Source organism: Vibrio crassostreae 9ZC13 (assembly GCF_000272045.2).
GTDB lineage: Bacteria > Pseudomonadota > Gammaproteobacteria > Enterobacterales > Vibrionaceae > Vibrio > Vibrio crassostreae_C.
On record NZ_AJYZ02000002.1, the window covers coordinates 195606 to 221325 of the forward strand.

A 25720-nucleotide genomic window follows, 5' to 3' on the forward strand; every position below is an offset into this window, starting at 1 on the left:
TATGGGAGGGCATATGCAGCATCTTGTTTTTGTCTATGGAACCTTGAGGCAAGGTCAGTCCAATCACCACTATTTGAAGGGCTGCGATTTATTAGGGCAGTTTGATACACCTAAGGAATACGCACTTTTTGATTTAGGTGCCTATCCGGCGATGATTTTGGGAAAGAAAAGTGTCGCTGGTGAGGTCTATATCATTAACGACGAAATTTTAGAGTCGCTCGATCGGCTAGAAGATGTTCCTGTTGAGTATCGTCGCGAGCAAATAGAGACTATATTTGGATTAGCATGGGTATATTTGTATCAGCTTGATCTAACAGCTAATAAAGAAATACTTTCGGGTAACTGGTGTAAGCGGAACAACGCTTAGTCGCTATATCTTCTGAGTTACCAAACAAAAAGCCAGCACTGAGGTGCTGGCTTTTTAATAGCGTTAGTTTGAGAATGAAATGAGAGGGTTACTCAGGGTTCAGCTCAAGAAACTCTTCTACTTTGCGGACCATTTTTGTTGAACCAACGAAGAAAGGCACACGTTGGTGTAGCTCAGTTGGTTTGATATCCATGATACGCTGTGCACCGTCTGATGCAATACCGCCAGCTTGCTCCATAAGGAAAGCAATAGGGTTGCACTCGTAAAGCAGACGCAGTTTACCTTGAGGGTGACTTTGCGTGCTTGGGTACAAGTAGATGCCGCCTTTCAAAAGGTTACGGTGGAAATCTGATACTAGAGAACCGATGTAACGTGATGTGTAAGGGCGGTTGTCGCTTGGCTCATTTTCTTGGCAGTACTTGATGTACTTCTTAACACCCGTAGGGAAGCGGATGTAATTACCTTCGTTGATTGAGTAAATCTTACCTTCGTCTGGAATCATCATGTTTTCATGAGATAGGCAGAAGGTACCCAGTGATGGGTCGTAGGTGAAGCCATTTACGCCAGCACCTGTTGTGTATACAAGCATGGTTGAAGAACCGTAAATCACGTAACCCGCGGCTACTTGCTTGTGTCCTGGCTGTAAGAAATCTTCTTGTGTTGGTGGTGTACCGATCGGTGATACTCGACGGTAGATAGAGAAAATTGTACCAACCGATACATTTACATCGATGTTTGATGAGCCATCTAGTGGATCCATCAGTACAACGTATTTTGCGTTTTTGTTGAGCTCTTTATTGAAGGCGACAGCTTCGTCTTCTTCTTCACTTGCAACACCACAAACTTGGTCACGGGCTTCTAGAGCCGCTTTAAATTTGTCGTTCGCGTAAAGGTCTAGCTTTTGCTGCTCTTCACCTTGCACGTTGTCTGTACCAACAGCGCCAGTGATGTCGACTAGGCCAGCCTTGTTGATCTCACGGTTAACAATTTTTGCAGCAAGTCGAATAGACGACAAAAGGGATGATAGATCACCGCTTGCATGGGGGAAGTCACTCTGTTTCTCAACAATGAACTCACCAAGGGTGCGCATCTCAGACATGTTATTTCCTTAAACTTCTCTCAATATTAGGGGGGATTTGAGCACTGTAGATTCGGCCTCTTGAGTGGGCTTTATTCATCTAGACGCTTACCTAAATTCTAAAGGTTAGATCTTTTTAATGGTAATGAACTAAGCGACACAGATCTCACTTACTATGTCGACTCAATTTGTTTTGCATTGCCGCTCGCTTTTAATCGCCATTTAATGATAATGAGTGCAAGCCGTTTTAATTAGGCACTGTTTATTTAGCCAAGCGTTTGGAAGCAATTTATGCATATTCATATCTTAGGAATTTGTGGCACCTTCATGGGTGGTGCTGCGGTATTGGCTCGTCAATTAGGTCACAAGGTTACGGGTAGTGACGCGAATGTTTACCCACCAATGAGCACCTTGTTGGAATCACAAGGGATTGAAATTATTGAAGGGTTCGACCCTAGCCAATTAGAACCAAGGCCAGATCTCGTGGTTATCGGTAACGCAATGAGCCGCGGTAATCCGTGTGTTGAGTATGTGTTGGATAACAACCTTAGATACACCTCTGGTCCTCAGTGGTTGCAAGAGTTCTTACTGCATAACCGTTGGGTGTTAGCGGTATCGGGAACGCACGGTAAGACCACGACATCAAGCATGTTGGCTTGGATCTTGGAAGACTGTGGCTATGCACCGGGCTTCTTAGTTGGCGGAGTGTTGGGTAACTTTGGTATCTCTGCTCGCCTTGGTGAAAGCATGTTCTTCGTGGTAGAAGCCGACGAATACGACAGTGCTTTTTTCGATAAACGATCTAAGTTCGTTCATTACCACCCAAGAACCTTAGTGATGAATAACCTAGAGTTCGATCATGCGGACATCTTTGACGATCTTGAAGCGATTAAGCGACAATTTCATCATTTGGTGCGTACTGTGCCAAGCAATGGTCGCATTTTCTCACCTAAGCAAGACAGCGCTATTGAAGATGTTCTAGCTCGCGGTTGCTGGAGTGAAACTGAATCGAGTGGCGAGCAAGGCGACTGGGATGCCAAGAAACTGGTCAAAGATGGCTCTCAATTTGAGGTTTACTTCCAAAATGAATGTGTTGGAACCGTAAATTGGGATTTAGTGGGCGACCACAACGTAAATAATGCTTTGATGGCGATTGCAGCTGCACGTCATGTGGGCGTGACACCTGACCTTGCTTGTGAATCACTAGCTACCTTTATTAATACTAAGCGCCGTTTGGAGTTTAAAGGCGAGGTGGCAGGTGTGTCTGTTTATGACGATTTTGCTCATCATCCAACGGCGATTGAACTTACGCTCGGGGGATTACGTAATAAGGTCGACACTAAGAAAATCATTGCCGTTTTAGAGCCTCGTTCTGCCACCATGAAACGTGGTGTGCACAAAGAAATACTGGCTGATTCGTTGAAGCAGGCGGATTCTACCTACTTATTCCAACCGGATAACATTGATTGGTCAGTTCAAGATGTTGCAGACGCTTGTCACCAACCGGCACACGTGAGTGATGACATGGATGCATTCGTTGCTAAAATTGTCTCAGAGGCACAAGCTGGCGACCAAATTTTGGTAATGAGTAATGGTGGCTTTGGTGGCATTCATCAAAAACTGTTGGATGGATTGGCACTCAAAGGCTAACGGCATCCACGACCTTATAATTTGAAGTAATTGAGAACATGACAAAACACGATAAAGCGATAACCCTTGCTTTCACTGGCGCATCCGGTGCGCCTTATGGCCTGCGTTTACTTGAATGCCTTTTGGCAGCCGACTATCAGGTCTACTTGCTGATTTCATCGGCAGCGCGAGTGGTATTGGCGACCGAGCATGAACTTAAGTTACCTGCTGGGCCAGATGCGGCGAAACAAGCTTTGGTTAAACATCTTGGCTGCGACCCTGAAAAGCTGGTGGTGTGTGGCAAAGATGATTGGTTCTCGCCGGTTGCCTCTGGTTCAGCTGCACCGAAGCAGATGGTCGTTTGCCCATGTTCCGCGGGAAGCTTGGCTTCGATTGCACATGGATTGTCGGATAACCTGATTGAGCGAGCAGCAGACGTAGTCATGAAAGAGCGAGGACAGCTGTTGTTGGTGGTTCGTGAGACGCCATTTTCGACGCTTCATCTAGAGAACATGCATAAGCTTTCGACCATGGGCGTGACGATCATGCCTGCAGCCCCGGGTTTTTATCATCAACCTAAGTCAATTGAAGAACTGGTCGACTTTATGGTGGCGCGTATTCTAGATCACCTTGGTATCGAACAAGGTTTAGTGCCACGTTGGGGTTACGATCAACGTAATTGATCCAAACTTGATAGCTTATTGTTAAAAATCAAATTACAATTCTGAACACTCATCGGGGAGCGAACCATTCAAATAATGAATGCGAGCTGAGATCAAGCAGGTGCTTGGGACCCGTAAACCTGAACCAGATAATGCTGGCGTAGGAATTGAGTTAGGAACAACCTCTACCGTTCTCCTCCCTCAAACCTGTGCCGCTCAGACCATGGAGAGCGTCCAGTGAAATTCACATTAACTACCCTTGCTGTTACTACAGCTATTTCTTTTTCTGCCTTTGCTGCAGACAACACTTTGACTGTATACACCTATGACTCTTTTGCTGCGGATTGGGGCCCTCGTCCTGCCGTTGAAAAAGCATTCGAAGAGAAGTGTGGTTGTGATGTGAATTTTGTCGCTCTAGAAGATGGTGTGTCTATTCTGAACCGTTTACGTCTTGAGGGCGGCAACAGCAAAGCCGATATCTTGCTAGGTCTCGACAACAACCTGATGGCTGAAGCGAAAGCGACGGGCTTATTGGCTGAGCATAATGTTGATACTTCATCAGTAACGCTTCCTAATGGTTGGAACGACAGCACTTTTGTACCCTATGACTTTGGCTACTTTGCTTTTGTTTACAACAAAGAGAAGTTGGTAAACCCACCAAAGAGTCTTAAAGAGTTGGTTGAGCAGCGTGATGATCTTAAGGTTATCTACCAAGATCCACGTACATCAACACCAGGCCAAGGCATGATGCTTTGGATGAAATCAGTATACGGTGATGAAGCGACAGCAGCATGGAAGAAGCTTGCTCAGAAAACAGTGACTGTAACCAAAGGTTGGTCTGAAGCTTACTCAATGTTCCTAGAAGGCGAGTCGGATTTAGTGTTGTCTTACACAACGTCTCCTGCTTACCACATTATTGCAGAGAGCGATTCTAAGTATGCAGCAGCAAGCTTCGAAGAAGGGCATTACACTCAAGTGGAAGTGGCCGCTAAAGTTAAAGGCAGTAAGAACGAGAAACTTGCTGATGAGTTTATGGCGTTTATCCTAAGTGATGAATTCCAATCGGCGATGCCAACAGGTAACTGGATGTACCCAGTGACCGATATTGAGCTTCCAAAAGGGTTCGAGCAACTTACGGTTCCTCAGAAAGCGCTAAGCTTTACACCCGAAGAAATTGCAGCTAAGCGTAAGCCATGGATTCGTGAATGGCAGAGTGCACTTACTTTTTAATTTTCTTTTAAAAAATTAGCTTTCTAACTTTCTGTATTTAAAGGTTTGTTCGATGTTAACTGAGCGAACCATTTACGGTAAAAAATCAATCTATGATAAAGAAAACACCTAAGGTAGGTATCTGGGTTGCGATACTCATTACCGCCTTCGTGGTTTCAGCAGTTGGGGCATTGCTTAGCAATGCCCCTTCTCTTGATATCAGCCAAGTATGGTCCGATCCCTACTATTGGCATGTAACGAAATTCAGTTTTTATCAGGCGACACTCTCAACGGCACTGAGTGTTGGCTTTGCTATACCTATTGCTCATGCGCTGTGTCGTAGACAATTTTTTGGACGCGCTTTGTTGTTAAGGCTGTTCGCGTCGACCTTAGTCCTGCCAGTGTTAGTGGGTGTATTTGGCTTACTTGCGATCTATGGCAATAGTGGTTGGTTAGCTAAGTTTTTGGCGAACTTCGATATTGAATTGCCATTTTCCATATACGGATTGAATGGTATTTTGCTGGCGCACGTTTTCTTCAACTTGCCTTATGCCAGTCGCTTACTTCTGCAAGCGTTAGATACCGTGCCTGCCGAGCAACACAAGCTTTGTGCTCACTTGGGTATGAGTCATTGGAACAAATTCAGATGGGTTGAATGGCCTCGCTTAAGACAGCAATTACCACATGTGTGTGGCTTAGTCTTCATGTTGTGTTTTACCAGCTTTGCTACCGTGATGGCGCTAGGCGGTGGACCTAAATCAACCACTATCGAGCTCGCTATTTATCAGGCGATTAAATTCGACTTTGACCTTCAAGCTGGTGCCTTGCTCGCGATATGGCAAATGCTGCTGTGTGGTGTGCTAGCGGTGAGCATTCAACGCCTATCGAAGCCTATTTCAGTGACGGCCAGTCAGCTGTCGGAAGAGAAATATTTGGTTAAGGACAGCTGGTGGTCAAAAGCTTGGGATAGCTTTTGGATCATCATAGTCTCAATGCTGGTATTGCCGCCATTAGCTATGGTTATCGTCAGTGGAATTAACTCGCAGGCATTAACCGTACTCAGCAGCGAGCCGTTTTGGGCGGCGTTAATGACCTCGGTTAAAGTCGCGTCATTAGCAAGTGTTATCGCAGTTGGTATTGGTATCGCCATACTACTGACTAGCCGAGCATGGCGTTTACAGAACAAGAATTTTCGAGCCGATAAAATCGAGCTGATTGGCACTATTATCTTGGTGACTCCGGGGCTGGTGATCAGTACGGGTATCTTCTTATTACTGCGTTCATTCACCGATGTATTCAGTTTAGCTTTCTTTATCGTGATTGCCGTCAACAGCTTAATGGCGCTGCCTTACGTAATTAAAACCCTAGCTCAACCTATGCTGCATTTGTCTCAGCAGTACCAGTATGTGTGTGCAAGCTTGGGTATGACAGGTTTCACGCGTTTTAGGTTAGTGGAGTGGCGAGCATTGCGTAAGCCGATGGCGCAAGCCTTCTCGATTAGCTTTATGTTGGCGATGGGTGACTTAAGCGCGATTGCTTTGTTTGGTAGCCAAGATTTTAGAACTCTGCCTTTGTACCTATTCCAATTGTTAGGCAGCTATCAAATGGAAGCGGCGGCGGTAGTTTCTGTGAGCTTACTGTTACTGAGTGTCGGCAGTTTTAGCTTAATAGAATTCTTATTTACTCGAAGATCTAAGCTCGATGCTAAAGAATTAAGGAACCGATGATGTTAGTGATGAAAGATGTGGATTACCACTATCACAGAGAGTTGTTTAGCTTTGATTTTCAAGCTGAGCAGGACGATATTGTTGCGCTTATGGGGCCGAGTGGTGCGGGTAAGTCTACACTGTTGGCGCTAGTTGCTGGTTTCATCGAGCCTACATCGGGTGAGATATCAGTGGCTGGGCAGTCGCTTATTGGTAAAGAAGCACATCAGCGTCCGTTGGCGATGTTGTTTCAAGAGCACAACCTGTTTGCTCACCTTACGGTGCGAGAAAATATTGGTTTAGGTCTGCATCCAGGTTTAAAGCTTACTGCAACCCAAAAGCAAGCTGTGGAGCAAGCCGCAGCGCAAGTTGGCGTCGCTGAGTATTTGGATAGATTGCCTGAGCACTTATCCGGTGGTCAACGCCAGCGTGTCGCGTTAGCGCGTTGTTTTGTCCAACCTCATGATATTTGGCTGCTTGATGAACCTTTCTCTGCGCTTGACCCTTTGCTGCGTGAAGAGATGCTTAGCTTAGTGAAGCGATTAGCGGCAGAGCGAAATATTACGGTCTTGATGGTGACTCACCATTTAGGTGACGCACGCAGTATCGCGAATAAGTTTGTGTTTGTGGCGCTAGGTAAGGTGTTGGTTGAAGACTCGATAGAGGCACTGACGGCGGATCATCCACAGACAGAATTAAGCTCATTTGTTAAAGCGGGTGAGTGACGACTCATCACTCCTGTGAGTATTTATTGATATTGAGTGCTTCTTGATATCGAGTGCGTCAAAAACAAAAAGACCTAGCATGCGCTAGGTCTTTTATTGTCTTACAGAATAAAGCGACAAAGATTAGTCTTCTAGCTTTAGCTCTTTTAAGATTTGGAAGATCTCACGAGAAGACTTTGCAGGCTTGTTCGCTGATTTCTCTTTGTTAGCTTGGCGAGCTAGCTGACGAAGACGCTGACGGTCTGCTTCAGGGTACATTTCCATTACTTCTGAAATAGCCGCATCACCTTCAGCAACAACACGATCACGCAGTTGCTCAAGCTTATGTAGTTCAGCGGTTGCTTGTGAGTGCTTGTTACGTACTTTATCCAAAGCCGCTTGAATTGGCTCAGGATCAACATTGCGCATTACTTTACCAATGTATTGAAGTTGACGGCGCTTCGCTTCATTTTTAAAGCGTTGTGCATCTTTAATCGCTTGTGCCAAATCTTCAGACAGAGGAAACTTGTCTAATACAGAAGGCTTCAGGGAAACAAGTTCTTCCCCCAGTTTTTGTAGCGCTTCCATGTCGGTTTTCATTTCTGTCTTACTTACCCAGATGATTTCTTCTTCTGGTTCCCATGGGGCTTTTTGGTTTTTGCGAGCCATCTTTTCTGCCTATGTCACTATCTCAAACGAATATATTGCCTATTTTAGCAAGAATCTTGGGGAGAAAGCGAAATTCTTGTTATCCTACGTAATATTGACCTAAAAAATTAGAATAGATATGGATGTAAAACAGCAAGTCGCCCAGCAAAGAGTTGAGCTAGAAGCCGCAGTAGCTAAAGCGTTGGATATGGCATCAGTGAGTGCAGACGCAGCTGAGGTCGCTATTACTAAGTCAACGGGTTTAAGTGTTTCAACACGTATGTGTGAAGTGGAAAACGTTGAATTTAATAGTGATGGTGCGCTAGGTATTACTGTTTATCGCGGCCAGAAAAAAGGCAGCGCATCTACATCTGATCTGAGTGAAAAGGCGATTGCTCAAACCGTCGCGGCCGCACTTGATATCGCTCAGTACACTTCTGAAGACCCATTTGCCGGTCCTGCGGCAAAAGAATACATGGTAAAAGAAATTCCAGATTTGGATCTTTTTCACCCTGATGAACCAAACCCTGACTATGCCGCTGAGATTGCGATTGCTGCTGAGAAGCAAGCGTTAGCTTATAGCGATAAGATCAAACAGAGTGATGGCGCAAGCTACGACAGCCACTATGGCGTTAAGGTTTATGGTAACAGCCATGGCTTACTAGCAAGCTATGCTTCTAGTCGTCATAGCACGAGCTGCTGTGTAATTGGACAAGGCGCTAACGGTGAGATGGAGCGTGACTACAGCTACACCGTTGCACGTCACCGTGACGAGCTGTGGACGCCTGAGCGTGTAGGTCAAGAAGCTGCAGAAAAGACCATTAGCCGTTTGGATGCGAAAAAGCTACCAACAGGCCAGTATCCAATTATGTTCGCTAATGATGTGGCAACTGGCTTGATTGGTCACCTTGTTATGGCGATCAGTGGCGGTAACCTTTACCGAAAGTCGTCATTCCTATTGGATCATCTCGGTCAGAAAATCCTACCTGACTGGTTTAACATTTCTGAGCGACCACATATCTTGCGTGGTTTGGCTTCAAGCCCATTCGATAGCGAAGGTGTGTTCACTCAAGATCGTGAAATCATCACTGACGGTGTGCTAGCAACTTACCTACTAACGAGCTATGCCGCACGTAAGATGGATATGACGCCAACCGGTCATGCTGGTGGTATTCATAACTGGTTCGTTAAATCGACCGGTCAAAACTTTGAGCAGATGCTAAAAGAGTTGGGTACTGGCTTCCTAGTCACTGAAGTGATGGGCCAAGGCGTAAACACCGTAACGGGTGATTATTCACGTGGCGCTGCGGGTTTCTGGGTTGAAAACGGAGAGATCCAATACCCAGTATCAGAAGTAACAATCGCAGGTAACCTAAAAGACATGTTTACTCAGATTGTTGCTGTGGGTAACGACGTAGAAACACGTTCGCAAATTCAAACGGGTTCAATCTTGCTTGAGTCAATGAAAGTCGCAGGCGAGTAATTCAATTAAAGCGAATCTGATGAATTAAAAAAGGGAGCCGTGGCTCCCTTTTTGTTTTCTGTATTTCGCCAAAAATTGGCTAACTGCTTATGCTAACTAGATCAGTATGGTCGCTAAGCCTAGGAACACCGATAGGCCAATAACATCGGTTACTGTGGTCAGTGCCATACCGCCAGCAAGGGCTGGATCGATATTCATCTTCTTCAACATCACTGGGATAGTTACACCAGCAATACCTGCGACAATCAAGTTGGTCATCATCGCCGCTGAGATGATGCCTCCCAGTATCCAGTTACCTTTCCAAGCCACCACGATACCACCAATGATAACGGCCCATAGAACGCCGTTTAGGAAGCCGATGGCTGCCTCTTTGAGTAGCAGTTCGCGTTTGTTACTGTCACCGATATGACCGAGTGCCAAACCACGAATCACCAGAGCAACGGTTTGGTTACCGGCAACACCACCCATTGAAGGTACGATAGTCATCAGTACTGCAATCGCTGCCATTTGGTCGAGCGTTGCTTCAAACATATTCGATACTGATGCGGCAGCAAGTGCTGCGAGTACGTTAGCACCAAGCCACACACTACGACGACGAGCAGATTTTACGACCGGTGCGAAGGTATCTTCGTCATCGTCCATACCCGCCATACTCATCATTGAGTGTTCGGCATCTTCACGGATAACATCAACCACGTCATCGATGGTGATACGACCAACAAGGTGCTGGTTACTATCGATGACAGGCGCAGAAACCCAGTTACGACGTTCAAACAGGCTCGCGATATCTGACGCACTGGTTTCTACCGCGATCGCTTCGTCGGCATCATCCATCACTTCTGAAACAGGGACATCAGGTTGAGTCGTTACTAGCGTGGTAAGTGATAGGTTACCGATAAGACGTTCTTCTTCATCAATAACATACAGAGCATCAGTTGCATCCGGCAGTTCGCCACGCATACGCATGTAGCGCAATACAACGTCAACATCGACATCACCACGAATCGTGATTACGTCGGTGTTCATGATCGCACCCGCTGAATCTTCAGGGTACGACAGGGCAGTTTCAACTAATGCACGATCGACGGAGTCCATTTGAGAAAGGACTTCGCGAGAAACATCGTCGGGTAGGCTTCGAAGTACGTACGCGACGTCATCGGTTTCCATACCTTCGGTTGCTTCTGCCAAGGTCTCAGGTGCCATTTTCGACACAAGAGCATCTTTGACGTCTTCGTTTAGTTCATCAAGAATTTCACCGTAGTCTTCAGGATCGGTGAGTTGCCAGAGTACGTCACGACTTTTGCGAGGGGAGGCTTCTAAAAGGTGTGCAATATCTTCAGGCTCCATGTCCTGAAGTTGTCGGCGTACGTGAACAAATCGGCCGTTTTCTAGGGCTTCGCTGACTTCTTGGAGGGTTTGGTGAGCTTGGTCGAATTCTAATTGCTCTGCCATATTTTCCTCCTATCTCATTATTCTAACAATGGTTGGAATAGTAACTTAATTCTGGGGCTTATTTAAATCATAAACTTAGATAGAACTAAGATTTAATATTGGTTGGTTCGTTGTTTGAGTCTTAGGCGTTGTGAGTGAAGCGTTTTCGCTACTCACCCTCATCAAACTTGTCTTCAATGAGATGACAGACGGCATCCAGTGCTTGCTGTGAATCGGTACCTGCAGCTTGAATCGTAATATGTTGCCCTTGCGCTGATTCCAGCATAAGTAACCCCATTACGCTGTCTGCGGTGGCACTTTTATCTTCTTCACTATGAATTGTGATAGTGGCATCAAAGCTTTGTGCAAGCTCAACCAACTTTACGGCTGCTCTAGCGTGAAGACCCAAGCGATTTTGGATCAGTACAGTTCGAGTTAATTCCATGGTTAGCCCTGTTGGTGCTTCTCTAGGGAGGCGTGTCTGATTTGAACTTGATGGCCAAGTTGCTCAAAGTACTCACCAATTTTCTGGGTTAGATAAACCGAGCGGTGTTTGCCGCCAGTACAGCCAATCGCGACCGTTAGGTAACTGCGATTGTTCTTCTCTAACATTGGTAACCACTGTTCAACAAAGCCTTGGATCTGTTGCTTGAGTTCCAGAACTTCTGAGTGTTCTTCTAGAAAGGAGTGAATTGGTGCATCTAGCCCGGTTAGTGGTCGTAGTGCAGGTTCCCAGTGAGGGTTTGGTAAGAAGCGAACATCAAACACGTAGTCGGCATCACTTGGCAAGCCATACTTAAAACCGAAAGATTGAAAGACGATGATCAGCTCTTGCTTCTCTTTGCCTTCAACTTTAAATCGAACCTTTTCACTCAATTCGTAGAGGTTGCAGTCACTGCTGTCGATCACAATGCTGGCGTGCTCTGCGAGAGGTGTCAGAAGTGTCTTCTCTAAATCAATCGCTTGCTCAAGAGAGAGCTTTTCTTGGCCAATTGATAAAGGGTGGATTCTGCGGGTTTCGCTGTAGCGCTTAAGGAGTGTCTGCTTGCTGGCATCGAGGAACAATACATCAACATCGATGTTTGTAGCTGACTCGAGTTGCTCGAGCGTGTCGGTGACTAACTGAGGCTCTTTCGGTAGGTTACGTATATCAATACTTACCGCAACGTTTTGGTTGCTTTCGCGTACCGATTCGACAAAGTTGTTGAGCAGGTTTACTGGTAGATTATCGACACAGTAATACCCCAAGTCTTCTAGGACTCGTAACGCAACACTTTTACCGGCCCCTGATTGGCCACTAACCACGATTAATCGCATGTTATTGCTCGCAAGTTGGCACTTGAATCATGATGTCGTAAAGCTCTTGATCGCTCTGAGCATTACGCAGCTGTTTAAGAGTCTGCTTGTCGTTTAGTCGTTCTGCCATACAAGAAAGGGTTTTTAGATGCTCTTTGCATTGTTCGCTAGGAACAAGCAGGGCAAATAGTAGGTCGACAGGACGATTATCAATCGCATCAAATTCGATAGGATCTTGGCATTGCAGTAATACAGCTATCGCTTTATCACTGACATTCATACGAGCATGGGGAATCGCGATACCATTACCAATACCGGTACTGCCCATCTTCTCACGGCTCAACATACACTCAAATAGCTCTGTTGAATCTTGACCGCAGCTCTCAGCTGCTATCTGGCTGATGAGCTCAAGGGCTCTTTTTTTGCTTGTGCATTGGACTGCACTTTTGGTGCAGTCCAATGAAAGTACTTCGCTTAATTGCATGTTAGTGACTACTTAGCTTTTCTTTGTGCTTGTTGAGTTGGCGGACGAGTTTATCAACCAATGAATCAATCGCGGCATACATGCTTTCATCTGTTGCTGTCGCATGGATTTCCCCCTGATTTATATGCAGGGTAGCTTCTGCGATTTGATTGATTTTCTCAACTTTTAAAACAACCTGAACGCTATTGATATGATCAAAGAAGCGCTCAAGTTTGTCGAATTTGGTGTGAACATAGTCTTGCATTGAATCGGTAAGATCAACGTGATGGCCTTGAATATTGATTTGCATAGACTTTCCTTTTCAGTTGGTTGCCTGATCATAGTTGCTAAGTAACTAGCGACTAAATGAGCTTATAGCAGGCGTTTACGCTGACTCGATGGGGCAATGCCCAGAGACTCACGGTATTTCGCTATGGTACGTCTAGCTACCTGAATTCCTTGGTCAGCCAGTAAAGCAGCAATCTTACTATCACTTAGAGGCTTCGCGGTATTTTCCGCTGCGACAAGCTTCTTGATGAGTGCGCGAATTGCTGTAGATGAACATTCACCGCCATTGTCAGTGCTGACATGGCTTGAGAAAAAGTATTTGAGCTCGAAGATACCACGTGGCGTATGCATGAATTTTTGAGTCGTCACACGAGAGATCGTGGATTCGTGCATATCAACAGCTAACGCAACATCATTAAGAACCATTGGCTTCATCGCTTCTTCGCCATGTTCGAAGAAATCACGCTGATGTTCAACAATGCATCGCGCAACTTTGAGTAGCGTCTCATTTCGGCTCTCTAGGCTTTTAATTAACCACTTTGCTTCTTGCAAATTTGAGCGGATGTATTGATTGTCGGCGCTGTTGCCTTTACTGCCCAGATCAGCGTACTGCTGATTCACTTTCAACTTAGGCACGCTATCAGGGTTAATGGTCACTAACCATTTGCCAAGGTCTTTGAAGACAGATACATCTGGAACCACATACTCAGTTTCATCCGGAGTAATCTTACTGCCAGGACGAGGGTCCAGCTGTTGAATCAGTTGCAAAACTTCACGTAGTTCTGCTTCTTTCAACTTGGTCTCTTTGATAACCAGTTTGTAATCGCGATTGCCGAGTTGGTCGATATGGCTAGTAAGTACTAACTTAGCTTCGTTAAGCCAAGGCGTATCTTGGGGAAAGGTTGCCAGTTGCAGTAACAAGCAATCTTGCAGGTTGACTGAACCGACACCTAGCGGATCAAACTGCTGAATTCGTTTACGTACCGCTTCAATTTCATCAAGCTCGATCTCTTCATTGTCGAAGTTTTCAAGGATGTCTTCACAAGTTACAGTGAGGTAGCCGTAGTCGTCGATGGCATCGATTAATGCAAAAGCGATGCTTCGGTCGGTGTCAGTGAATGGCGTTAAGTCGAGTTGCCAAAGTAGGTAATCGTGCAGGCTTTGAGTGGTTTCGCCTTGATAAACCGGCATGTCGTCATCAATCGCAATACCCGTGTTACCGGTGTTCGCGCTGTAGACGTCTTCCCAAGTTGTGTCGATTTCTAGTTCGTTGCCAATCTCTGATTTTTCGATTAAGTCTGAGCTATCAGGTAAGTCTTGCTCTGTGGCTTCAACAGTTTCTTTTTCGTCACTGCTAGGTTTTTCTTCCGATGTTGGCGTATCTTCATTGCCTTCTTCGACATCGAGTAGTGGGTTAGATTCAAGTGCTTCTTGAATCTCTTGCTGCAAATCTAAAGTAGACAATTGCAACAAACGAATCGCTTGCTGCAATTGAGGAGTCATTGCTAACTGTTGGCCTAGCTTAAGTTGTAATGAGGGTTTCATTCAGTGTGACTTACCTAGTTATTATTCTTAGAACTCTCGATACTCTCTATATAATCATAGACGGAATTGTTCGCCTAGATAAACTTGTTTAACTTGTTCGTTATTGAGAACATCTTCAGGAGTACCCTCAGCGATCAGGTGTCCTTGGCTTACGATGTAAGCTTTTTCACACACGTCTAATGTTTCACGAACGTTGTGGTCGGTAATCAAAACGCCCAAGCCGCGATCACGCAGGTGAACAATGATTTTTTTGATATCGATTACTGAGATCGGGTCAACACCGGCGAATGGTTCATCCAATAGAATGAACTGCGGGTTTGCTGCTAGTGCACGAGCAATCTCTACACGACGACGCTCACCACCCGACAGAGCCATACCATTGCTGGTGCGGATATGTTGGATGTGGAACTCTTCTAGCAGGTCTTCCAGCTTATCTTGGCGTTGTTCGTTGGTCATTTCATCACGGGTTTGTAAAACCGCCATGATGTTGTTCTCTACGGACAACTTACGGAAAATCGATGCTTCTTGAGGCAGGTAACCGATACCAAGACGAGAGCGGCTGTGCATTGGTAAGATACTGATGTCTCGGTCATCAATGCTGATGGTACCTTCATCACGCGCCACCAAACCAACAATCATATAGAAAGATGTGGTTTTACCTGCACCGTTAGGCCCAAGCAGACCGACGATCTGGCCTGACTCTACCTGTAAGCTTACATCGGTAACAACCTTACGTTTACTGTAGGTTTTCGCTAGGTTTTTTGCTTTAAGAACAGCCATCGTTACTTATTCACTTCCGTTGGTTGTAAAACCGTTGACACTCGTTTGTTTTCACCACTGTCAGCGACTAATTTCTGAGAACCGATCTGGTAAGTGATCTTAGAACCGCGAATGATGCTGCCATCTTGAGATAACATCGCATTCTTAGTCATGATCAGTCGGTCGGCAACAAGCTGGTAGTGCAGGTCGTCAGCTTCACCGTAGAGTGTCTTACCGTCGTCAGTAAGCTGAGAGAAGGTTGCTGGCTTACCGAAGCCTTGAATTTCTTCAATCTCACCGTTTACGGCGTTACGAGTAACAATAACCTTATCGGCATTGATATTGATGCTGCCTTGTTTAAGGTTCACATCACCAAGGAAAGTCACTTGGTTACTTTTCATATCCAATTGCTGGCTGTCTGAGTCAATGTAGACAGGTTGCTCACTATCCGAAGACAGAGCATAGACATTAGGTGCCGCAAGGGTCAAAGCGAATAAACTAAGGTGTAAGAGTTTCATATCTACCTTGAACAGAATTAAAGAGGGTTGCATTGTTGGTACCGAAGTTACCTTTCATTGCTTGTCCCTCAGTTTCAAAAAATGTACCGATCATATGGACCGGAGTCTCTGAATAAAAATCTCGGCTAGGCAGCTCAACAACCATTTTATCTGTGGTCATTGTATCGAAGCTGGCTTCTGGCAACAGGTTCTTTGCCACGACGTTGTCATAAAACGTGACAACTTGATTCTCATCCATAATCGCGCGATCAGCGGTGACTTGCCATTCAATCGTGTGCCCTTCACGGAATACCGAAAGAACTGGGTTTTGAAAGTGCGTATCGCCAACTACTGAGTAGTGTTCTAAATACGTCGATTCAACCTGATAGCTGCGAATACCGCTTTCGTCGTAGCTAATGTTGTTCAGGCTTTTGCCACTAAACGCGGGCAGCTCCAAATTTGGAGCCACTTGTATCGTTGATGTTTGCTCTTTGTCGTACAAGTAATAGGTCGACCAAGAGGCAATAAATATGAGTATTAAATAGATAATACGAGTAAAACTCATATGCTTAAACCTTTATGCACGTCGAGTTCATTTCTTGCTTGTAAAATAAGGTCACAGACTTCACGTACCGCGCCATGACCACCGTTAATGGTTGTCACGTAGTTTGCACGCTTTGCAAGTAGCGGGTGCCCATCTGCCACACAGACCTTCAAGCCAACTTTTTCCATTACAGGCCAGTCAATCAGATCGTCTCCGATGTAACCTGTATTTTCAGGGTTTACAGAAAGCTTATCGCAAATATCTTGGTATGCCTTAACTTTATCGTCTTGACCTTGATAAATCAGCTTAATGCCTAGAGCGGTCATACGATTCTCAACAATTTGAGATTTGCGACCCGTGATGATCGCGATTTCAATGCCTGCGTTCATCAGTGATTTGATACCGTAACCGTCACGAGTGTGGAAGGTTTTCAGCTCTTCACCGTTGTTGCCCATGTAGATGCGACCATCAGAGAAGACACCATCGACATCGCAAATCAGCAGTTTGATCTCTTTTGCAATTGCAAATACATCTGAATTAACAGTGCCGTATAGAGTTTCGACTGTCTGTGTCATTACATTACTCCTGCTTTCAGTAAGTCATGCATGTTTAACGCTCCGACTAATTTACCTTCTTGGCATAACATCAGGCCATTGATGCTCTTCGCTTGCATCAAGTTTAAGCCCTCAACCGCGAGCATGTTTGGCTCGGCTACCGTCGGGTTTAGCGTCATCACATCACCGATCTGCGTGTTATGGATATCAACGCGTTTGTCTAAGATACGGCGTAAATCACCATCGGTAAAAATACCGGCCATTTGGCCATCTTCACCAACGATTGCTGTCATGCCTAAGCCTTTCTGAGATATCTCTAGTAGAGCGTCTCTTACTAGTGCGTCGGGTGCTACAACAGGAAGTGAATCGCCTGTGTGCATGATGTCGTCGAGCTTCAACAGCAGCTGACGACCTAAAGCGCCACCAGGATGAGACAGGGCAAAGTCTTGAGCGGTGAAGCCTCGAGCCTGCAAAAGTGCAACGGCTAATGCATCACCCATGACCAAAGTCGCCGTGGTGCTTGTTGTTGGTGCTAAGCCCAGCGGACAAGCTTCTTCCGGTACTGAAATTTGTAAATGGATATCAGACAGGGTTGCCATGTTTGATGCTGGCTTGCCTGTCATGCTGATGATCTTGATGTTCAGACGCTTTAACACAGGAAATAGGCTGAGGATTTCTCCCGATTCGCCGGAGTTGGATATTGCAATCACAATATCACCAGGTTCGATCATGCCTAAGTCGCCATGCGCCGCTTCGCCTGGGTGAACAAAGAAAGCCGATGTCCCGGTACTTGCCAATGTTGCTGCGATTTTGTTGCCAATGTGGCCTGATTTACCCATGCCCATCACAACGACTTTGCCTTTGTTGTTCAGGATAAGGTCGCAAGCTTTACAAAAATCATCATTAAAATATTGGTCTAATTGAGTGAGACCTGCAACTTCGGTTTCCAAAACTTGTTTTGCAACGCTGCGGTAATCAAATGGCTGAGACATCAAATACTCCAAGTACGGGAAGTTAAATCAACAATTAAGCCGACATGTTCATTAATAGGTAACTTTGGTAGGCCACGAACGTCACAATTAACACGCCGCCTTCAATACGATTCACACTACGAGATTTTCCTAGTGCCATCACAACAAGTAGTAGCGATACGCCTAGCATTACCCAGAAGTCACGACCCATAGCGAACTCGCTCAAGATCGAAGGGTTTAGGATGCCCGGGATACCCATAACAGCAAGGATGTTGAATACGTTTGAACCAATGATATTACCTACAGCCATATCATCTTCACCCTTCATAACGCCGGCTAGTGATGCTGCAAGTTCAGGAAGGCTAGTACCAACAGCAATGATGGTTAAACCAATGACAAGGTCGCTCATGCCGAAGAACTTCGCGATGATCACAGCGTTATCTACCAGCATATCAGCAGCTAAAGGTAGGACGATTAGACCAATCACGACCCACATTGCAGCCTTAGGGTTACTTACGCCTTCAGGGATCTCTGATTCTTGCTCATCAAGGAAAGCATCGCCGTTCTTTTTCTCGCTGCGGCTGATTTGCAACATAGCAAACAAAAACGCGGCAAAAAGAACAAACAACAACACGCCTTCATAGAAGCCTAAATGGTTATCCCACAATAGGGCGCCCGCTAGCAGAGTGACACCGATCATTAATGGTAGTTCACGACGAATCACGCCTGAGCTAATCGATAACGGCTTGATAAGGGCTGTAATACCTAAAATCAGCGCGATGTTGGCGATGTTAGAGCCCAGTACGTTGCCTACAGCTGTATCTGTTTTGCCATCAAGGGCTGCTGTCGCAGAAACCATCATTTCAGGAGCCGAAGACCCCATTGCTAAGATCGTCATACCGATAACTAGTGGTGAAATACCGAAGTTGCGAGCAAGAGCAGCGGCACCGTAAACCAGCTTATCTGCACTCCACACCAAAAAACCTAGACCGATAATAAGAAACGCAATCGCTTCAAGCATGATGATTCCTAAAAAATTAATAAAAACGGAGAATTAACCGCTAATTTTGACCTGTTGCTAGATAAAAGGGAAGTCACTCGGCAAATTAATTACCAGTTAGCAGGCAAGAAAGAGAGATCAATAGATAATTTCCTAATGCTTTCAAATCCCTGCATAGATTCCTGTTTAATATGAATTAATTGAACAGTGCTTTTAATTCTAAAGTAGACTCATTATTATTGCAGCCATAATTGGCGTTTTTTAAAGCAAGGAAACAACAAAAATATGTTGAACACTGAGCTTGTGAAAGTTAAGAACCTCAGCTTCTCACGCGGTGACCGCGTTATCTTTGATGACATCAGTTTAGAGGTGCCTCAAGGCAAGATAACCGCCATCATGGGGCCGTCTGGGATCGGCAAAACGACTTTACTGCGTTTGATCGGTGGGCAACTGCCGCCAGATGAAGGCGAAGTTTGGTTTGATGGTGACAATATCCCTGCATTATCACGTCGAAAGCTATATCAAGCACGTAAGAAAATGAGCATGCTATTCCAATCGGGTGCGCTTTTTACGGATCTCAATGTCTTTGATAATGTGGCGTTTCCGCTGCGAGAGCACACTGAACTTAATGAAAAATTCATTCGTACCATCGTATTACTTAAGCTTGAAGCGGTAGGATTACGTGGTGCTGCGCAATTGATGCCGAGTGAGTTGTCTGGCGGAATGGCTAGGCGTGCCGCACTGGCGCGCGCAATCGCACTGGATCCAGAACTTATCATGTACGATGAGCCGTTTGTTGGCCAAGATCCCATCACCATGGGCGTATTGGTTGAATTGATACGAAATCTCAATCAAGCCTTGGGCTTAACCTCGATTGTTGTTTCTCACGATGTGCCAGAGGTGATGAGTATTGCTGATTGGGTTTACCTCATGGCAGATAGCAAGATTATTGCCGCTGGAACACCTGATGAGTTGTACAACAATAGCGATCCGAGAGTGCAGCAATTTTTGCAAGGCGAAGCCGATGGTCCAGTACCATTTAGATTCCCTGCGAAGAGCTTAGAAAAGGATTTGTTTTAATATGATTGTTAAAACTATTGCGGGTGTCGGTAAGCGTACACTTGCGAGCTGTGAGTCATTTGGTCGAGCAAGCCTGATGTTATTTGGGGCTTTGTTTGGCATCCCGCGACTAAAAAACTTCCCCTTATTAGTAAAACAACTTTATAGCGTTGGCGTTCAGTCATTGGCTATTATTTTAGTTTCGGGTCTGTTTATCGGCATGGTGCTCAGCCTGCAGGGCTATGTCGTGTTAATTGACTACGGCGCTGAGGGAAACCTTGGTCAAATGGTCGCGCTTTCACTGTTGCGTGAGTTGGGGCCTGTGGTGACTGCGTTATTATTTGCAGGTCGAGCCGGTTCAGCACTCACGGCAGAGATTGGGTTAATGAAGGCAACAGAGCAGATCTCAAGCCTTGAGATGATGGCCGTTGACCCTCTTAAACGCATTATTGCACCACGTCTTTGGGCCGGGCTTATCTCAATGCCATTGCTTGCTATGATTTTTATGGCGGTAGGTATTTGGGGCGGTCAACTGGTTGGTGTTGATTGGAAAGGCATTGATCACGGCAGTTTCTGGTCTGCGATGCAGTCTTCAGTAGAACTTGGCCGAGATATTGGTAACAGCATGATCAAATGTATGGTCTTCGCTATCACCGTAACTTGGATCGCACTTTTCAATGGTTATGACGCAGTACCGACTTCAGAAGGTATCAGTCAGGCAACCACACGCACTGTAGTGCACTCTTCTCTAGCGGTACTAGGGCTAGATTTTGTTCTTACCGCATTGATGTTTGGGAATTAATCATGCAACAAACTCGAAAATTAGAATTATGGGTCGGCACCTTTGTTATTGCCGGAATTTGCGCAATCTTAATCATGATCTTTCAAGTCGCTGACGTAAAAGGCATAGGTTCGAACCATACTTACAATCTAAAAGCGACCTTTGACAACATTGGCAGCCTAAAAGTTCGTTCTCCAGTGAAAGTGGGTGGCGTCGTTGTTGGACGAGTTAAAAGCATTGAGCTTGATACCGAGAGCTACCTTCCTGTCGTTGAACTGTCTATTGACGGGAAGTACTCACAATTTCCAGATACCTCTAGTGCTCAAATTTTAACATCTGGCTTAATTGGTGAGCAGTACATTAGTCTGGTTCCAGGCTTCATTTTTGATGATGAAGAGATGTTGGTCGATGGTGATTCAATTGAAGACACTAAGTCAGCATTGGTACTAGAAGATTTGATTGGCCAAGTGTTGTATAGCGTTGGTGGTTCTAATGACAGCGAAGCTAAGGAATAAGATAATGTTGAAAACTATTAGTTATTTAAAAGCTATTGGTTACTTGAAATCAATGTTTATGGCGGCAATGGCGTTGCTTATTTCTACCCAAGCCTTTGCTGCAGAATCGATTGACCGTACTCAGCCTTACCAGATGATGACTCAAGTTGCCGAAGTGGCATTTGAGCGTTTGAAGAGTGAACAAGACAACATCCACCAAGATCCAGAGTTATTGAAGGTCATCGTGGAAGAAGAGTTGATGCCTTATGTGAATGCACAATATGCAGCTCTTAAGTTACTTGGACCAAACTTGAAAGGCGCGGATAGAAAAGACGTGGGCGTGTTTATCGATTCATTCCGTAAATACCTTGTTTCTTCTTATGCCCAAGTGCTGACTCAATACACAGATCAGACGATTGAATTTGGTCCAGAACCAAAAATCAAAGCGGATAGCCGCATTACCAGTATCAAGGTCGACATCATCGATACGCCGCGACCAAACATTAAGCTTGAATTTAAGCTTCGCAAAGACAAGAAATCTGGCGAGTGGAAAGCATTTGATATGGTTGCCGAAGGTATTAGCTTGTTGTCGAGCAAGCAATCGGAGTGGAATACTAAGATTCGTCAAGAAGGCATCTTACAAGTTGCAGACGAACTAGAGAAATTAGCCGCACAACCGATTCGTTTTGAGAGTAACAAATAATGAGCCATTCTCAATGGCAAGCGCTAAGCTCTAAAGAGTATCAACTGTTCGGTGATTTAGACCGAGACAGTGTCCCTGCAATCTGGCGTATATTGGAAAAGTGGCAAACGACGGAATCGAGCGTTGAAATTGACCTTAGCCATATAAATCGAGTCGATTCAGCAGGAATGGTGATGCTAATTCACTTATTAGAGCATGCAAAAAATCAAAACTGTCATATAATGCTCAGTTTCGTGCCAGAACAATTACGAACGTTGTTCCAATTGAGCAATATCCAGCCAATGATGGCAGAACACATAAAAAATTAGGCAGGAGCTATTTGTGGACAGCACAAAAGTACAAGAATTATTAGCAGCGGCACTGAACCTTCAGGAGATTTTCGTGAAGGGTGAAGGCAGTCATTACGAAGTTGTTGCGGTTGATGCATGTTTTGACGGCATGAATCGAGTTAAGAAGCAGCAACTAATCTACGGCCCACTAATGGAATACATTCAACGCAATGACATCCATGCTCTTTCTATTAAGGCTTTTACGCCAGAAGAGTGGGAACGTGATAAGAAACTGATGTCACTTTAAGGTTTATGATGGAAAAGTTTCGAGTTATTGGATCGGATAAGCCGCTAAGCGGTGAAGTGACGATCTCAGGCGCAAAAAATGCAGCGCTACCTATCTTATTTGCTTCAATTCTTGCTGAAGAGCCAGTGGAAGTAAGTAACGTTCCTCACCTACGTGACATCGATACTACGATGGAACTGCTTAAGCGTTTAGGCGCAAAAGTATCGCGTAATGGTAGTGTTCATGTTGATGGCAGCGAAATTAATGAATTTTGTGCGCCTTACGATTTAGTGAAAACAATGCGTGCTTCTATCTGGGCTTTAGGTCCTCTAGTCGCTCGTTTTGGTGAAGGCCAAGTGTCACTTCCAGGCGGTTGTGCAATTGGTGCTCGACCTGTTGATCTGCATATCCACGGCCTAGAGCAACTAGGTGCGACCATTAAGTTGGAAGATGGTTATGTGAAAGCAAGTGTTGATGGCCGTCTGAAAGGCGCGCACATCGTGATGGATAAAGTAAGTGTGGGTGCCACCATTACTATCATGTGTGCAGCAACGCTAGCGGAAGGAACAACAGTACTCGATAACTCAGCGCGTGAGCCTGAGATTGTTGATACGGCTGACTTCCTAAACAAACTGGGTGCTAAAATTTCTGGCGCAGGTACAGATACGATTACTATCGAAGGCGTTGAACGTCTTGGTGGTGGCCAACACTCTGTGGTTGCTGACCGTATTGAAACAGGTACTTTCCTGGTTGCTGCTGCTGTTTCTGGCGGTAAAGTGGTTTGTCGCAACACCAACGCTCATCTTCTTGAAGCTGCCTTAGCGAAGCTTGAAGAAGCGGGTGCGAAGGTTGAAACGGGCGAAGACTGGATCAGTCTTGATATGACGGGTCGTGAACTGAAAGCGGTGAAAATCGTAACGGCACCTCACCCTGGTTTCCCAACCGACATGCAAGCACAGTTTACTCTGCTTAACATGATGGCGAAGGGCAGTGGTGTTATCACTGAGACTATCTTTGAAAACCGTTTTATGCACATTCCTGAGTTACAGCGAATGGGTGCAAAAGCGGAAATCGAAGGTAACACGGCTATCTGTGGTGAAACGGAAAAACTGAGCGGCGCTCAAGTAATGGCAACGGACCTTCGCGCATCTGCGAGCCTTGTTATTGCTGGCTGTATTGCTCAAGGTGAAACCATCGTTGACCGTATTTATCACATCGATCGTGGCTACGATAAGATTGAAGATAAATTGTCAGCCTTAGGCGCAAACATTACACGATTTAGTGAGTCGAACTAACCTAGGTTAGTGGATTCATGAATCAGTAAGATGAAAACATAAAAGTCGGAACCTTGGTTTCGGCTTTTTTATAGTTGTATTTACCGCGAGTAAATCTATTGCTCATTTTTGCGCGAATAGATGAATCAACTTGGCGGTCGGTGAGGAACAAAATGATAGCAATATTACGTATTTTCGCAGTGGCGATATTTGCGATTCTTATGTTTGTATTTGGTTGTGGTTACTGCCTATTAAGTCCACGCAACCCGAAACACGTATTTACCTTTGGCCGTTATTTCGGTCGCATGTCGAAGATCTTCGGCATGAAGTTAGAGCTTCGCATCCCAGAAGATGCCTACTCTCGCGGCCAACATGTTTATGTGGCGAACCACCAAAACAGCTGGGATCTATTCACGATTTCATCAGCGGTAACGCCAAAAGTGGTAACTGTTGGTAAGAAAAGCCTAGTGTGGATGCCTCTATTTGGTCAGCTTTACTGGTTGACGGGTAACATCCTAATTGACCGTGCTAACCGTAGCAAAGCGGTAGGTACGATTGATCAGGTCGTGACGAGTCTAAAAGAGAGCGATGTTTCAGTTTGGATGTTCCCTGAAGGCACTCGTTCTCGTGGCCGTGGTCTGCTGCCATTCAAAACAGGTGCATTCCATGCTGCGATTGGTGCTGGCTTGCCTATCATCCCTATCGTGTGTAGCTCAACCGGTGGCGTGAAGCTAAACCGTTGGAACAATGGTCACGTGATTGTTGAAATGCTGCCACCAATCAGCACTGAAGGCTACGACAAGTCTAATGTTCGTGAACTGGCTAACCTAGCTCGTGAGCAGATGGCTGCGAAACTTGAAGAGTTAGACAAAGAAGTGGTTGAGCTTAATAAAAAGTAATTATCTAAGCGAAACGATGAACAATAAAAAAGGTTGCCAACGGGGCAACCTTTTTTGTATCTAATAAACACTCAGCATTACGCTAAGTCGTTTATCCGAAGGTGTTTAATCTAGAGATTAAAAGCTATTTGCGAACCGCAATAGCTTCGATCTCGATACCTACATCTTTTGGTAGACGAGCTACTTCAACACATGAACGTGCAGGGTAGTTTGCAACGCCGTGCTCATCGAAGAATTTGCCGTAAACCTCGTTTACTGTGCCGAAGTCGTTTAGGTCTTTAACGAATACCGTTAGTTTTACGATGTCTTTTACAGTCAGGCCTGAAGCTTCAACAACCGCTTGAACGTTGTCTAGAGATTGGCGAGCTTGCTCTGCGATATCAGCAGATACTTCACCAGTTGCTGGGTTTACTGGGATTTGACCAGAAGTCAGTACCATGTTGCCAAGGTCAACGCCTTGTACGTATGGGCCGATTGCAGCTGGAGCAGATTCTGTGTGAAGTACTTTAGTCATTGGTTTATTCCATCAGTTATTAGATAAAAATCAATTTTCAGTGTGCCTTCAAACTTTGGATAGGTAAAGCGCAAAATACCCCGCACAGGCGAGGTATTTGATAGTTTTTACATTCGGTCTGCTTTGCCGTATGACGTTATCTTTCTGTTACGATCTCGCGAGAGAAGACTTTTTCGCAATACTTACACTTCAATCGAATATCTTCTTTCTTTTCAAAGATCTTAAAGCTACTTTCAACCGGTTCATTGTGAGTAATACAGTTGGTGTTTGGACACTCGAACACATCGTTGATTTGCTCAGGAAGTTCTAGTGGTAGTTTCTTAACCACTTCGTAATCTTCGATTTGATTCACTGTTGCGTGAGGCGCATAAAGTGCCAGCTTGCTCGCCTGTTCTTCTGTGATAAACACATTCTCAATCTTGAGCAGGTCTTTTCCGCCTAGTGCAGAAGACGGTAGATTCAGGCCAATCGTCACGCGCTGATGAGAATTGTGCATGTCGAACAGTTTTAGAACCTTGATCCCGATATTGGCTGGGATATGGTCGATAACAGTACCGTTTCTGATTGCTTCAACTTTTAATTGAGTCTCTTTAGACATTATATCTCT

At 45.2% G+C, this 25720-nt stretch carries 31 protein-coding genes and 1 riboswitch; of the genes, 15 read left to right on the top strand and 16 right to left on the bottom strand.

What is annotated here, in order from left to right; genetic code table 11:
- Positions 1 to 13: 13 nt before the first annotated feature.
- The gene (locus tag A136_RS00975; RefSeq protein ID WP_017063727.1) at positions 14 to 367 is read left to right on the top strand and encodes a gamma-glutamylcyclotransferase family protein; all 354 of its coding nucleotides are present in this window, start codon (positions 14 to 16) and stop codon (positions 365 to 367) included.
- 88 nt (positions 368 to 455) lie between these two features.
- Here the strand turns inward: A136_RS00975 and fbp are convergent, their stop codons facing one another.
- A complete protein-coding gene (gene fbp, locus A136_RS00980; protein WP_017063728.1) occupies positions 456 to 1466 on the bottom strand; it encodes a class 1 fructose-bisphosphatase in 1011 nt (336 codons plus the stop codon).
- A gap of 270 nt (positions 1467 to 1736) precedes the next feature.
- Between fbp and mpl the strand changes: the two genes are divergently transcribed.
- The 5 genes from mpl to thiQ all read left to right on the top strand — a co-directional run bounded on the left by mpl (position 1737) and on the right by thiQ (position 7376).
- The gene (mpl, locus tag A136_RS00985; protein WP_017063729.1) at positions 1737 to 3095 is read left to right on the top strand and encodes a UDP-N-acetylmuramate:L-alanyl-gamma-D-glutamyl-meso-diaminopimelate ligase; all 1359 of its coding nucleotides are present in this window, start codon (positions 1737 to 1739) and stop codon (positions 3093 to 3095) included.
- Positions 3096 to 3133: 38 nt separating this feature from the next.
- The gene (locus A136_RS00990; protein ID WP_017058905.1) at positions 3134 to 3757 is read left to right on the top strand and encodes a flavin prenyltransferase UbiX; all 624 of its coding nucleotides are present in this window, start codon (positions 3134 to 3136) and stop codon (positions 3755 to 3757) included.
- Positions 3758 to 3800: 43 nt separating this feature from the next.
- Positions 3801 to 3920: riboswitch (TPP riboswitch) on the top strand.
- A gap of 53 nt (positions 3921 to 3973) precedes the next feature.
- Positions 3974 to 4966, top strand: a complete 993-nt coding sequence (gene thiB, locus A136_RS00995; protein WP_017063730.1) for a thiamine ABC transporter substrate binding subunit — start codon at positions 3974 to 3976, stop codon at positions 4964 to 4966.
- A 92-nt stretch (positions 4967 to 5058) separates the two neighbouring features.
- Positions 5059 to 6672, top strand: a complete 1614-nt coding sequence (gene thiP, locus A136_RS01000) for a thiamine/thiamine pyrophosphate ABC transporter permease ThiP (protein WP_017063731.1) — start codon at positions 5059 to 5061, stop codon at positions 6670 to 6672.
- A complete protein-coding gene (thiQ, locus tag A136_RS01005) occupies positions 6672 to 7376 on the top strand; it encodes a thiamine ABC transporter ATP-binding protein (RefSeq protein WP_017063732.1) in 705 nt (234 codons plus the stop codon). The genes thiP and thiQ overlap by 1 nt, the downstream gene beginning before the upstream one ends.
- Positions 7377 to 7499: 123 nt before the next feature.
- Here thiQ and yjgA read toward each other — a convergent pair whose 3' ends face one another.
- Positions 7500 to 8024: a ribosome biogenesis factor YjgA gene (yjgA, locus tag A136_RS01010; RefSeq protein ID WP_017063733.1), complete on the bottom strand. Its 525-nt coding sequence runs from the start codon at positions 8022 to 8024 to the stop codon at positions 7500 to 7502.
- A 118-nt stretch (positions 8025 to 8142) separates the two neighbouring features.
- Between yjgA and pmbA the strand changes: the two genes are divergently transcribed.
- Positions 8143 to 9486 carry a metalloprotease PmbA gene (pmbA, locus tag A136_RS01015; RefSeq protein WP_017058910.1) on the top strand — a complete coding sequence of 448 codons (1344 nt, stop codon included), beginning with the start codon at positions 8143 to 8145 and terminating at the stop codon, positions 9484 to 9486.
- Positions 9487 to 9582: 96 nt separating this feature from the next.
- Here the strand turns inward: pmbA and mgtE are convergent, their stop codons facing one another.
- The 12 genes from mgtE to A136_RS01075 all read right to left on the bottom strand — a co-directional run bounded on the left by mgtE (position 9583) and on the right by A136_RS01075 (position 18855).
- Entirely contained in the window at positions 9583 to 10938 is a 1356-nt protein-coding gene (mgtE, locus tag A136_RS01020) for a magnesium transporter (protein WP_017058911.1), read from the bottom strand.
- A gap of 148 nt (positions 10939 to 11086) precedes the next feature.
- Positions 11087 to 11362 (bottom strand): HPr family phosphocarrier protein, encoded by a 276-nt coding sequence (locus A136_RS01025; protein ID WP_017063734.1) that lies wholly within the window; start codon positions 11360 to 11362, stop codon positions 11087 to 11089.
- 2 nt (positions 11363 to 11364) lie between these two features.
- Positions 11365 to 12234, bottom strand: a complete 870-nt coding sequence (gene rapZ, locus A136_RS01030; protein ID WP_017063735.1) for an RNase adapter RapZ — start codon at positions 12232 to 12234, stop codon at positions 11365 to 11367.
- Position 12235: 1 nt separating this feature from the next.
- Positions 12236 to 12697 (bottom strand): PTS IIA-like nitrogen regulatory protein PtsN, encoded by a 462-nt coding sequence (gene ptsN / locus A136_RS01035; RefSeq protein WP_004738707.1) that lies wholly within the window; start codon positions 12695 to 12697, stop codon positions 12236 to 12238.
- Between the two features lies 1 nt (position 12698).
- Entirely contained in the window at positions 12699 to 12986 is a 288-nt protein-coding gene (hpf, locus tag A136_RS01040; protein ID WP_009847742.1) for a ribosome hibernation promoting factor, read from the bottom strand.
- 62 nt (positions 12987 to 13048) lie between these two features.
- On the bottom strand, positions 13049 to 14509 hold the full coding sequence (locus tag A136_RS01045) for an RNA polymerase factor sigma-54 (RefSeq protein ID WP_017058913.1): 1461 nt from the start codon (positions 14507 to 14509) through the stop codon (positions 13049 to 13051).
- Between the two features lie 54 nt (positions 14510 to 14563).
- Positions 14564 to 15289, bottom strand: coding sequence for an LPS export ABC transporter ATP-binding protein (lptB, locus tag A136_RS01050; protein WP_004735304.1), 726 nt, complete (start codon positions 15287 to 15289; stop codon positions 14564 to 14566).
- A 2-nt stretch (positions 15290 to 15291) separates the two neighbouring features.
- The gene (gene lptA, locus A136_RS01055; RefSeq protein ID WP_017058914.1) at positions 15292 to 15786 is read right to left on the bottom strand and encodes a lipopolysaccharide transport periplasmic protein LptA; all 495 of its coding nucleotides are present in this window, start codon (positions 15784 to 15786) and stop codon (positions 15292 to 15294) included.
- Entirely contained in the window at positions 15767 to 16330 is a 564-nt protein-coding gene (gene lptC, locus A136_RS01060; protein ID WP_004735306.1) for an LPS export ABC transporter periplasmic protein LptC, read from the bottom strand. The genes lptA and lptC overlap by 20 nt, the downstream gene beginning before the upstream one ends.
- Positions 16327 to 16884 carry a 3-deoxy-manno-octulosonate-8-phosphatase KdsC gene (kdsC, locus tag A136_RS01065; protein WP_017058916.1) on the bottom strand — a complete coding sequence of 186 codons (558 nt, stop codon included), beginning with the start codon at positions 16882 to 16884 and terminating at the stop codon, positions 16327 to 16329. Before kdsC ends, lptC begins: the two co-directional genes overlap by 4 nt.
- On the bottom strand, positions 16884 to 17855 hold the full coding sequence (kdsD, locus tag A136_RS01070; protein WP_017063736.1) for an arabinose-5-phosphate isomerase KdsD: 972 nt from the start codon (positions 17853 to 17855) through the stop codon (positions 16884 to 16886). Before kdsD ends, kdsC begins: the two co-directional genes overlap by 1 nt.
- A 34-nt stretch (positions 17856 to 17889) precedes the next feature.
- A complete protein-coding gene (locus A136_RS01075) occupies positions 17890 to 18855 on the bottom strand; it encodes a calcium/sodium antiporter (protein ID WP_017063737.1) in 966 nt (321 codons plus the stop codon).
- A 264-nt stretch (positions 18856 to 19119) separates the two neighbouring features.
- Here A136_RS01075 and mlaF point away from each other — a divergent pair, with 264 nt between their 5' ends.
- From mlaF to A136_RS01115, 8 genes are all read left to right on the top strand, one after another.
- Positions 19120 to 19914 carry a phospholipid ABC transporter ATP-binding protein MlaF gene (gene mlaF / locus A136_RS01080; protein ID WP_017058919.1) on the top strand — a complete coding sequence of 265 codons (795 nt, stop codon included), beginning with the start codon at positions 19120 to 19122 and terminating at the stop codon, positions 19912 to 19914.
- Position 19915: 1 nt separating this feature from the next.
- A complete protein-coding gene (mlaE, locus tag A136_RS01085) occupies positions 19916 to 20695 on the top strand; it encodes a lipid asymmetry maintenance ABC transporter permease subunit MlaE (RefSeq protein WP_017058920.1) in 780 nt (259 codons plus the stop codon).
- A 2-nt stretch (positions 20696 to 20697) separates the two neighbouring features.
- Positions 20698 to 21189 carry an outer membrane lipid asymmetry maintenance protein MlaD gene (gene mlaD / locus A136_RS01090; RefSeq protein WP_017058921.1) on the top strand — a complete coding sequence of 164 codons (492 nt, stop codon included), beginning with the start codon at positions 20698 to 20700 and terminating at the stop codon, positions 21187 to 21189.
- Between the two features lie 52 nt (positions 21190 to 21241).
- Complete coding sequence (locus tag A136_RS01095) at positions 21242 to 21871, top strand: MlaC/ttg2D family ABC transporter substrate-binding protein (protein ID WP_120459707.1); 630 nt, start codon at positions 21242 to 21244, stop codon at positions 21869 to 21871.
- Complete coding sequence (locus A136_RS01100) at positions 21871 to 22179, top strand: STAS domain-containing protein (RefSeq protein WP_017058923.1); 309 nt, start codon at positions 21871 to 21873, stop codon at positions 22177 to 22179. The genes A136_RS01095 and A136_RS01100 overlap by 1 nt, the downstream gene beginning before the upstream one ends.
- Positions 22180 to 22192: 13 nt before the next feature.
- Positions 22193 to 22447 (top strand): BolA family iron metabolism protein IbaG, encoded by a 255-nt coding sequence (ibaG, locus tag A136_RS01105; protein ID WP_004735316.1) that lies wholly within the window; start codon positions 22193 to 22195, stop codon positions 22445 to 22447.
- An 8-nt stretch (positions 22448 to 22455) separates the two neighbouring features.
- Positions 22456 to 23721: a UDP-N-acetylglucosamine 1-carboxyvinyltransferase gene (gene murA, locus A136_RS01110; RefSeq protein WP_017058925.1), complete on the top strand. Its 1266-nt coding sequence runs from the start codon at positions 22456 to 22458 to the stop codon at positions 23719 to 23721.
- A 152-nt stretch (positions 23722 to 23873) separates the two neighbouring features.
- Complete coding sequence (locus A136_RS01115; RefSeq protein ID WP_017058926.1) at positions 23874 to 24599, top strand: 1-acylglycerol-3-phosphate O-acyltransferase; 726 nt, start codon at positions 23874 to 23876, stop codon at positions 24597 to 24599.
- Positions 24600 to 24723: 124 nt separating this feature from the next.
- On the opposite strand, the gene A136_RS01120 is transcribed toward A136_RS01115, so the two are convergent.
- Positions 24724 to 25113, bottom strand: coding sequence for a RidA family protein (locus tag A136_RS01120; protein WP_004735319.1), 390 nt, complete (start codon positions 25111 to 25113; stop codon positions 24724 to 24726).
- Positions 25114 to 25249: 136 nt separating this feature from the next.
- Entirely contained in the window at positions 25250 to 25711 is a 462-nt protein-coding gene (gene pyrI / locus A136_RS01125) for an aspartate carbamoyltransferase regulatory subunit (RefSeq protein WP_017058927.1), read from the bottom strand.
- Between the last annotated feature and the right edge of the window lie 9 nt (positions 25712 to 25720).

What these genes read in the sequence shown, in the direction of transcription:
- A136_RS00975 (WP_017063727.1), top strand. Translation starts at nt 14, where the DNA reads ATGCAGCATCTTGTTTTTGTCTATGGAACCTTGAGGCAAGGTCAGTCC.
- fbp (WP_017063728.1), bottom strand. Translation starts at nt 1,466, where the DNA reads ATGTCTGAGATGCGCACCCTTGGTGAGTTCATTGTTGAGAAACAGAGT.
- mpl (WP_017063729.1), top strand. Translation starts at nt 1,737, where the DNA reads ATGCATATTCATATCTTAGGAATTTGTGGCACCTTCATGGGTGGTGCT.
- A136_RS00990 (WP_017058905.1), top strand. Translation starts at nt 3,134, where the DNA reads ATGACAAAACACGATAAAGCGATAACCCTTGCTTTCACTGGCGCATCC.
- thiP (WP_017063731.1), top strand. Translation starts at nt 5,059, where the DNA reads ATGATAAAGAAAACACCTAAGGTAGGTATCTGGGTTGCGATACTCATT.
- thiQ (WP_017063732.1), top strand. Translation starts at nt 6,672, where the DNA reads ATGTTAGTGATGAAAGATGTGGATTACCACTATCACAGAGAGTTGTTT.
- yjgA (WP_017063733.1), bottom strand. Translation starts at nt 8,024, where the DNA reads ATGGCTCGCAAAAACCAAAAAGCCCCATGGGAACCAGAAGAAGAAATC.
- pmbA (WP_017058910.1), top strand. Translation starts at nt 8,143, where the DNA reads ATGGATGTAAAACAGCAAGTCGCCCAGCAAAGAGTTGAGCTAGAAGCC.
- mgtE (WP_017058911.1), bottom strand. Translation starts at nt 10,938, where the DNA reads ATGGCAGAGCAATTAGAATTCGACCAAGCTCACCAAACCCTCCAAGAA.
- A136_RS01025 (WP_017063734.1), bottom strand. Translation starts at nt 11,362, where the DNA reads ATGGAATTAACTCGAACTGTACTGATCCAAAATCGCTTGGGTCTTCAC.
- rapZ (WP_017063735.1), bottom strand. Translation starts at nt 12,234, where the DNA reads ATGCGATTAATCGTGGTTAGTGGCCAATCAGGGGCCGGTAAAAGTGTT.
- ptsN (WP_004738707.1), bottom strand. Translation starts at nt 12,697, where the DNA reads ATGCAATTAAGCGAAGTACTTTCATTGGACTGCACCAAAAGTGCAGTC.
- hpf (WP_009847742.1), bottom strand. Translation starts at nt 12,986, where the DNA reads ATGCAAATCAATATTCAAGGCCATCACGTTGATCTTACCGATTCAATG.
- A136_RS01045 (WP_017058913.1), bottom strand. Translation starts at nt 14,509, where the DNA reads ATGAAACCCTCATTACAACTTAAGCTAGGCCAACAGTTAGCAATGACT.
- lptB (WP_004735304.1), bottom strand. Translation starts at nt 15,289, where the DNA reads ATGGCTGTTCTTAAAGCAAAAAACCTAGCGAAAACCTACAGTAAACGT.
- lptA (WP_017058914.1), bottom strand. Translation starts at nt 15,786, where the DNA reads ATGAAACTCTTACACCTTAGTTTATTCGCTTTGACCCTTGCGGCACCT.
- lptC (WP_004735306.1), bottom strand. Translation starts at nt 16,330, where the DNA reads ATGAGTTTTACTCGTATTATCTATTTAATACTCATATTTATTGCCTCT.
- kdsC (WP_017058916.1), bottom strand. Translation starts at nt 16,884, where the DNA reads ATGACACAGACAGTCGAAACTCTATACGGCACTGTTAATTCAGATGTA.
- kdsD (WP_017063736.1), bottom strand. Translation starts at nt 17,855, where the DNA reads ATGTCTCAGCCATTTGATTACCGCAGCGTTGCAAAACAAGTTTTGGAA.
- A136_RS01075 (WP_017063737.1), bottom strand. Translation starts at nt 18,855, where the DNA reads ATGCTTGAAGCGATTGCGTTTCTTATTATCGGTCTAGGTTTTTTGGTG.
- mlaF (WP_017058919.1), top strand. Translation starts at nt 19,120, where the DNA reads ATGTTGAACACTGAGCTTGTGAAAGTTAAGAACCTCAGCTTCTCACGC.
- mlaE (WP_017058920.1), top strand. Translation starts at nt 19,916, where the DNA reads ATGATTGTTAAAACTATTGCGGGTGTCGGTAAGCGTACACTTGCGAGC.
- mlaD (WP_017058921.1), top strand. Translation starts at nt 20,698, where the DNA reads ATGCAACAAACTCGAAAATTAGAATTATGGGTCGGCACCTTTGTTATT.
- A136_RS01095 (WP_120459707.1), top strand. Translation starts at nt 21,242, where the DNA reads ATGTTTATGGCGGCAATGGCGTTGCTTATTTCTACCCAAGCCTTTGCT.
- A136_RS01100 (WP_017058923.1), top strand. Translation starts at nt 21,871, where the DNA reads ATGAGCCATTCTCAATGGCAAGCGCTAAGCTCTAAAGAGTATCAACTG.
- murA (WP_017058925.1), top strand. Translation starts at nt 22,456, where the DNA reads ATGGAAAAGTTTCGAGTTATTGGATCGGATAAGCCGCTAAGCGGTGAA.
- A136_RS01115 (WP_017058926.1), top strand. Translation starts at nt 23,874, where the DNA reads ATGATAGCAATATTACGTATTTTCGCAGTGGCGATATTTGCGATTCTT.
- A136_RS01120 (WP_004735319.1), bottom strand. Translation starts at nt 25,113, where the DNA reads ATGACTAAAGTACTTCACACAGAATCTGCTCCAGCTGCAATCGGCCCA.
- pyrI (WP_017058927.1), bottom strand. Translation starts at nt 25,711, where the DNA reads ATGTCTAAAGAGACTCAATTAAAAGTTGAAGCAATCAGAAACGGTACT.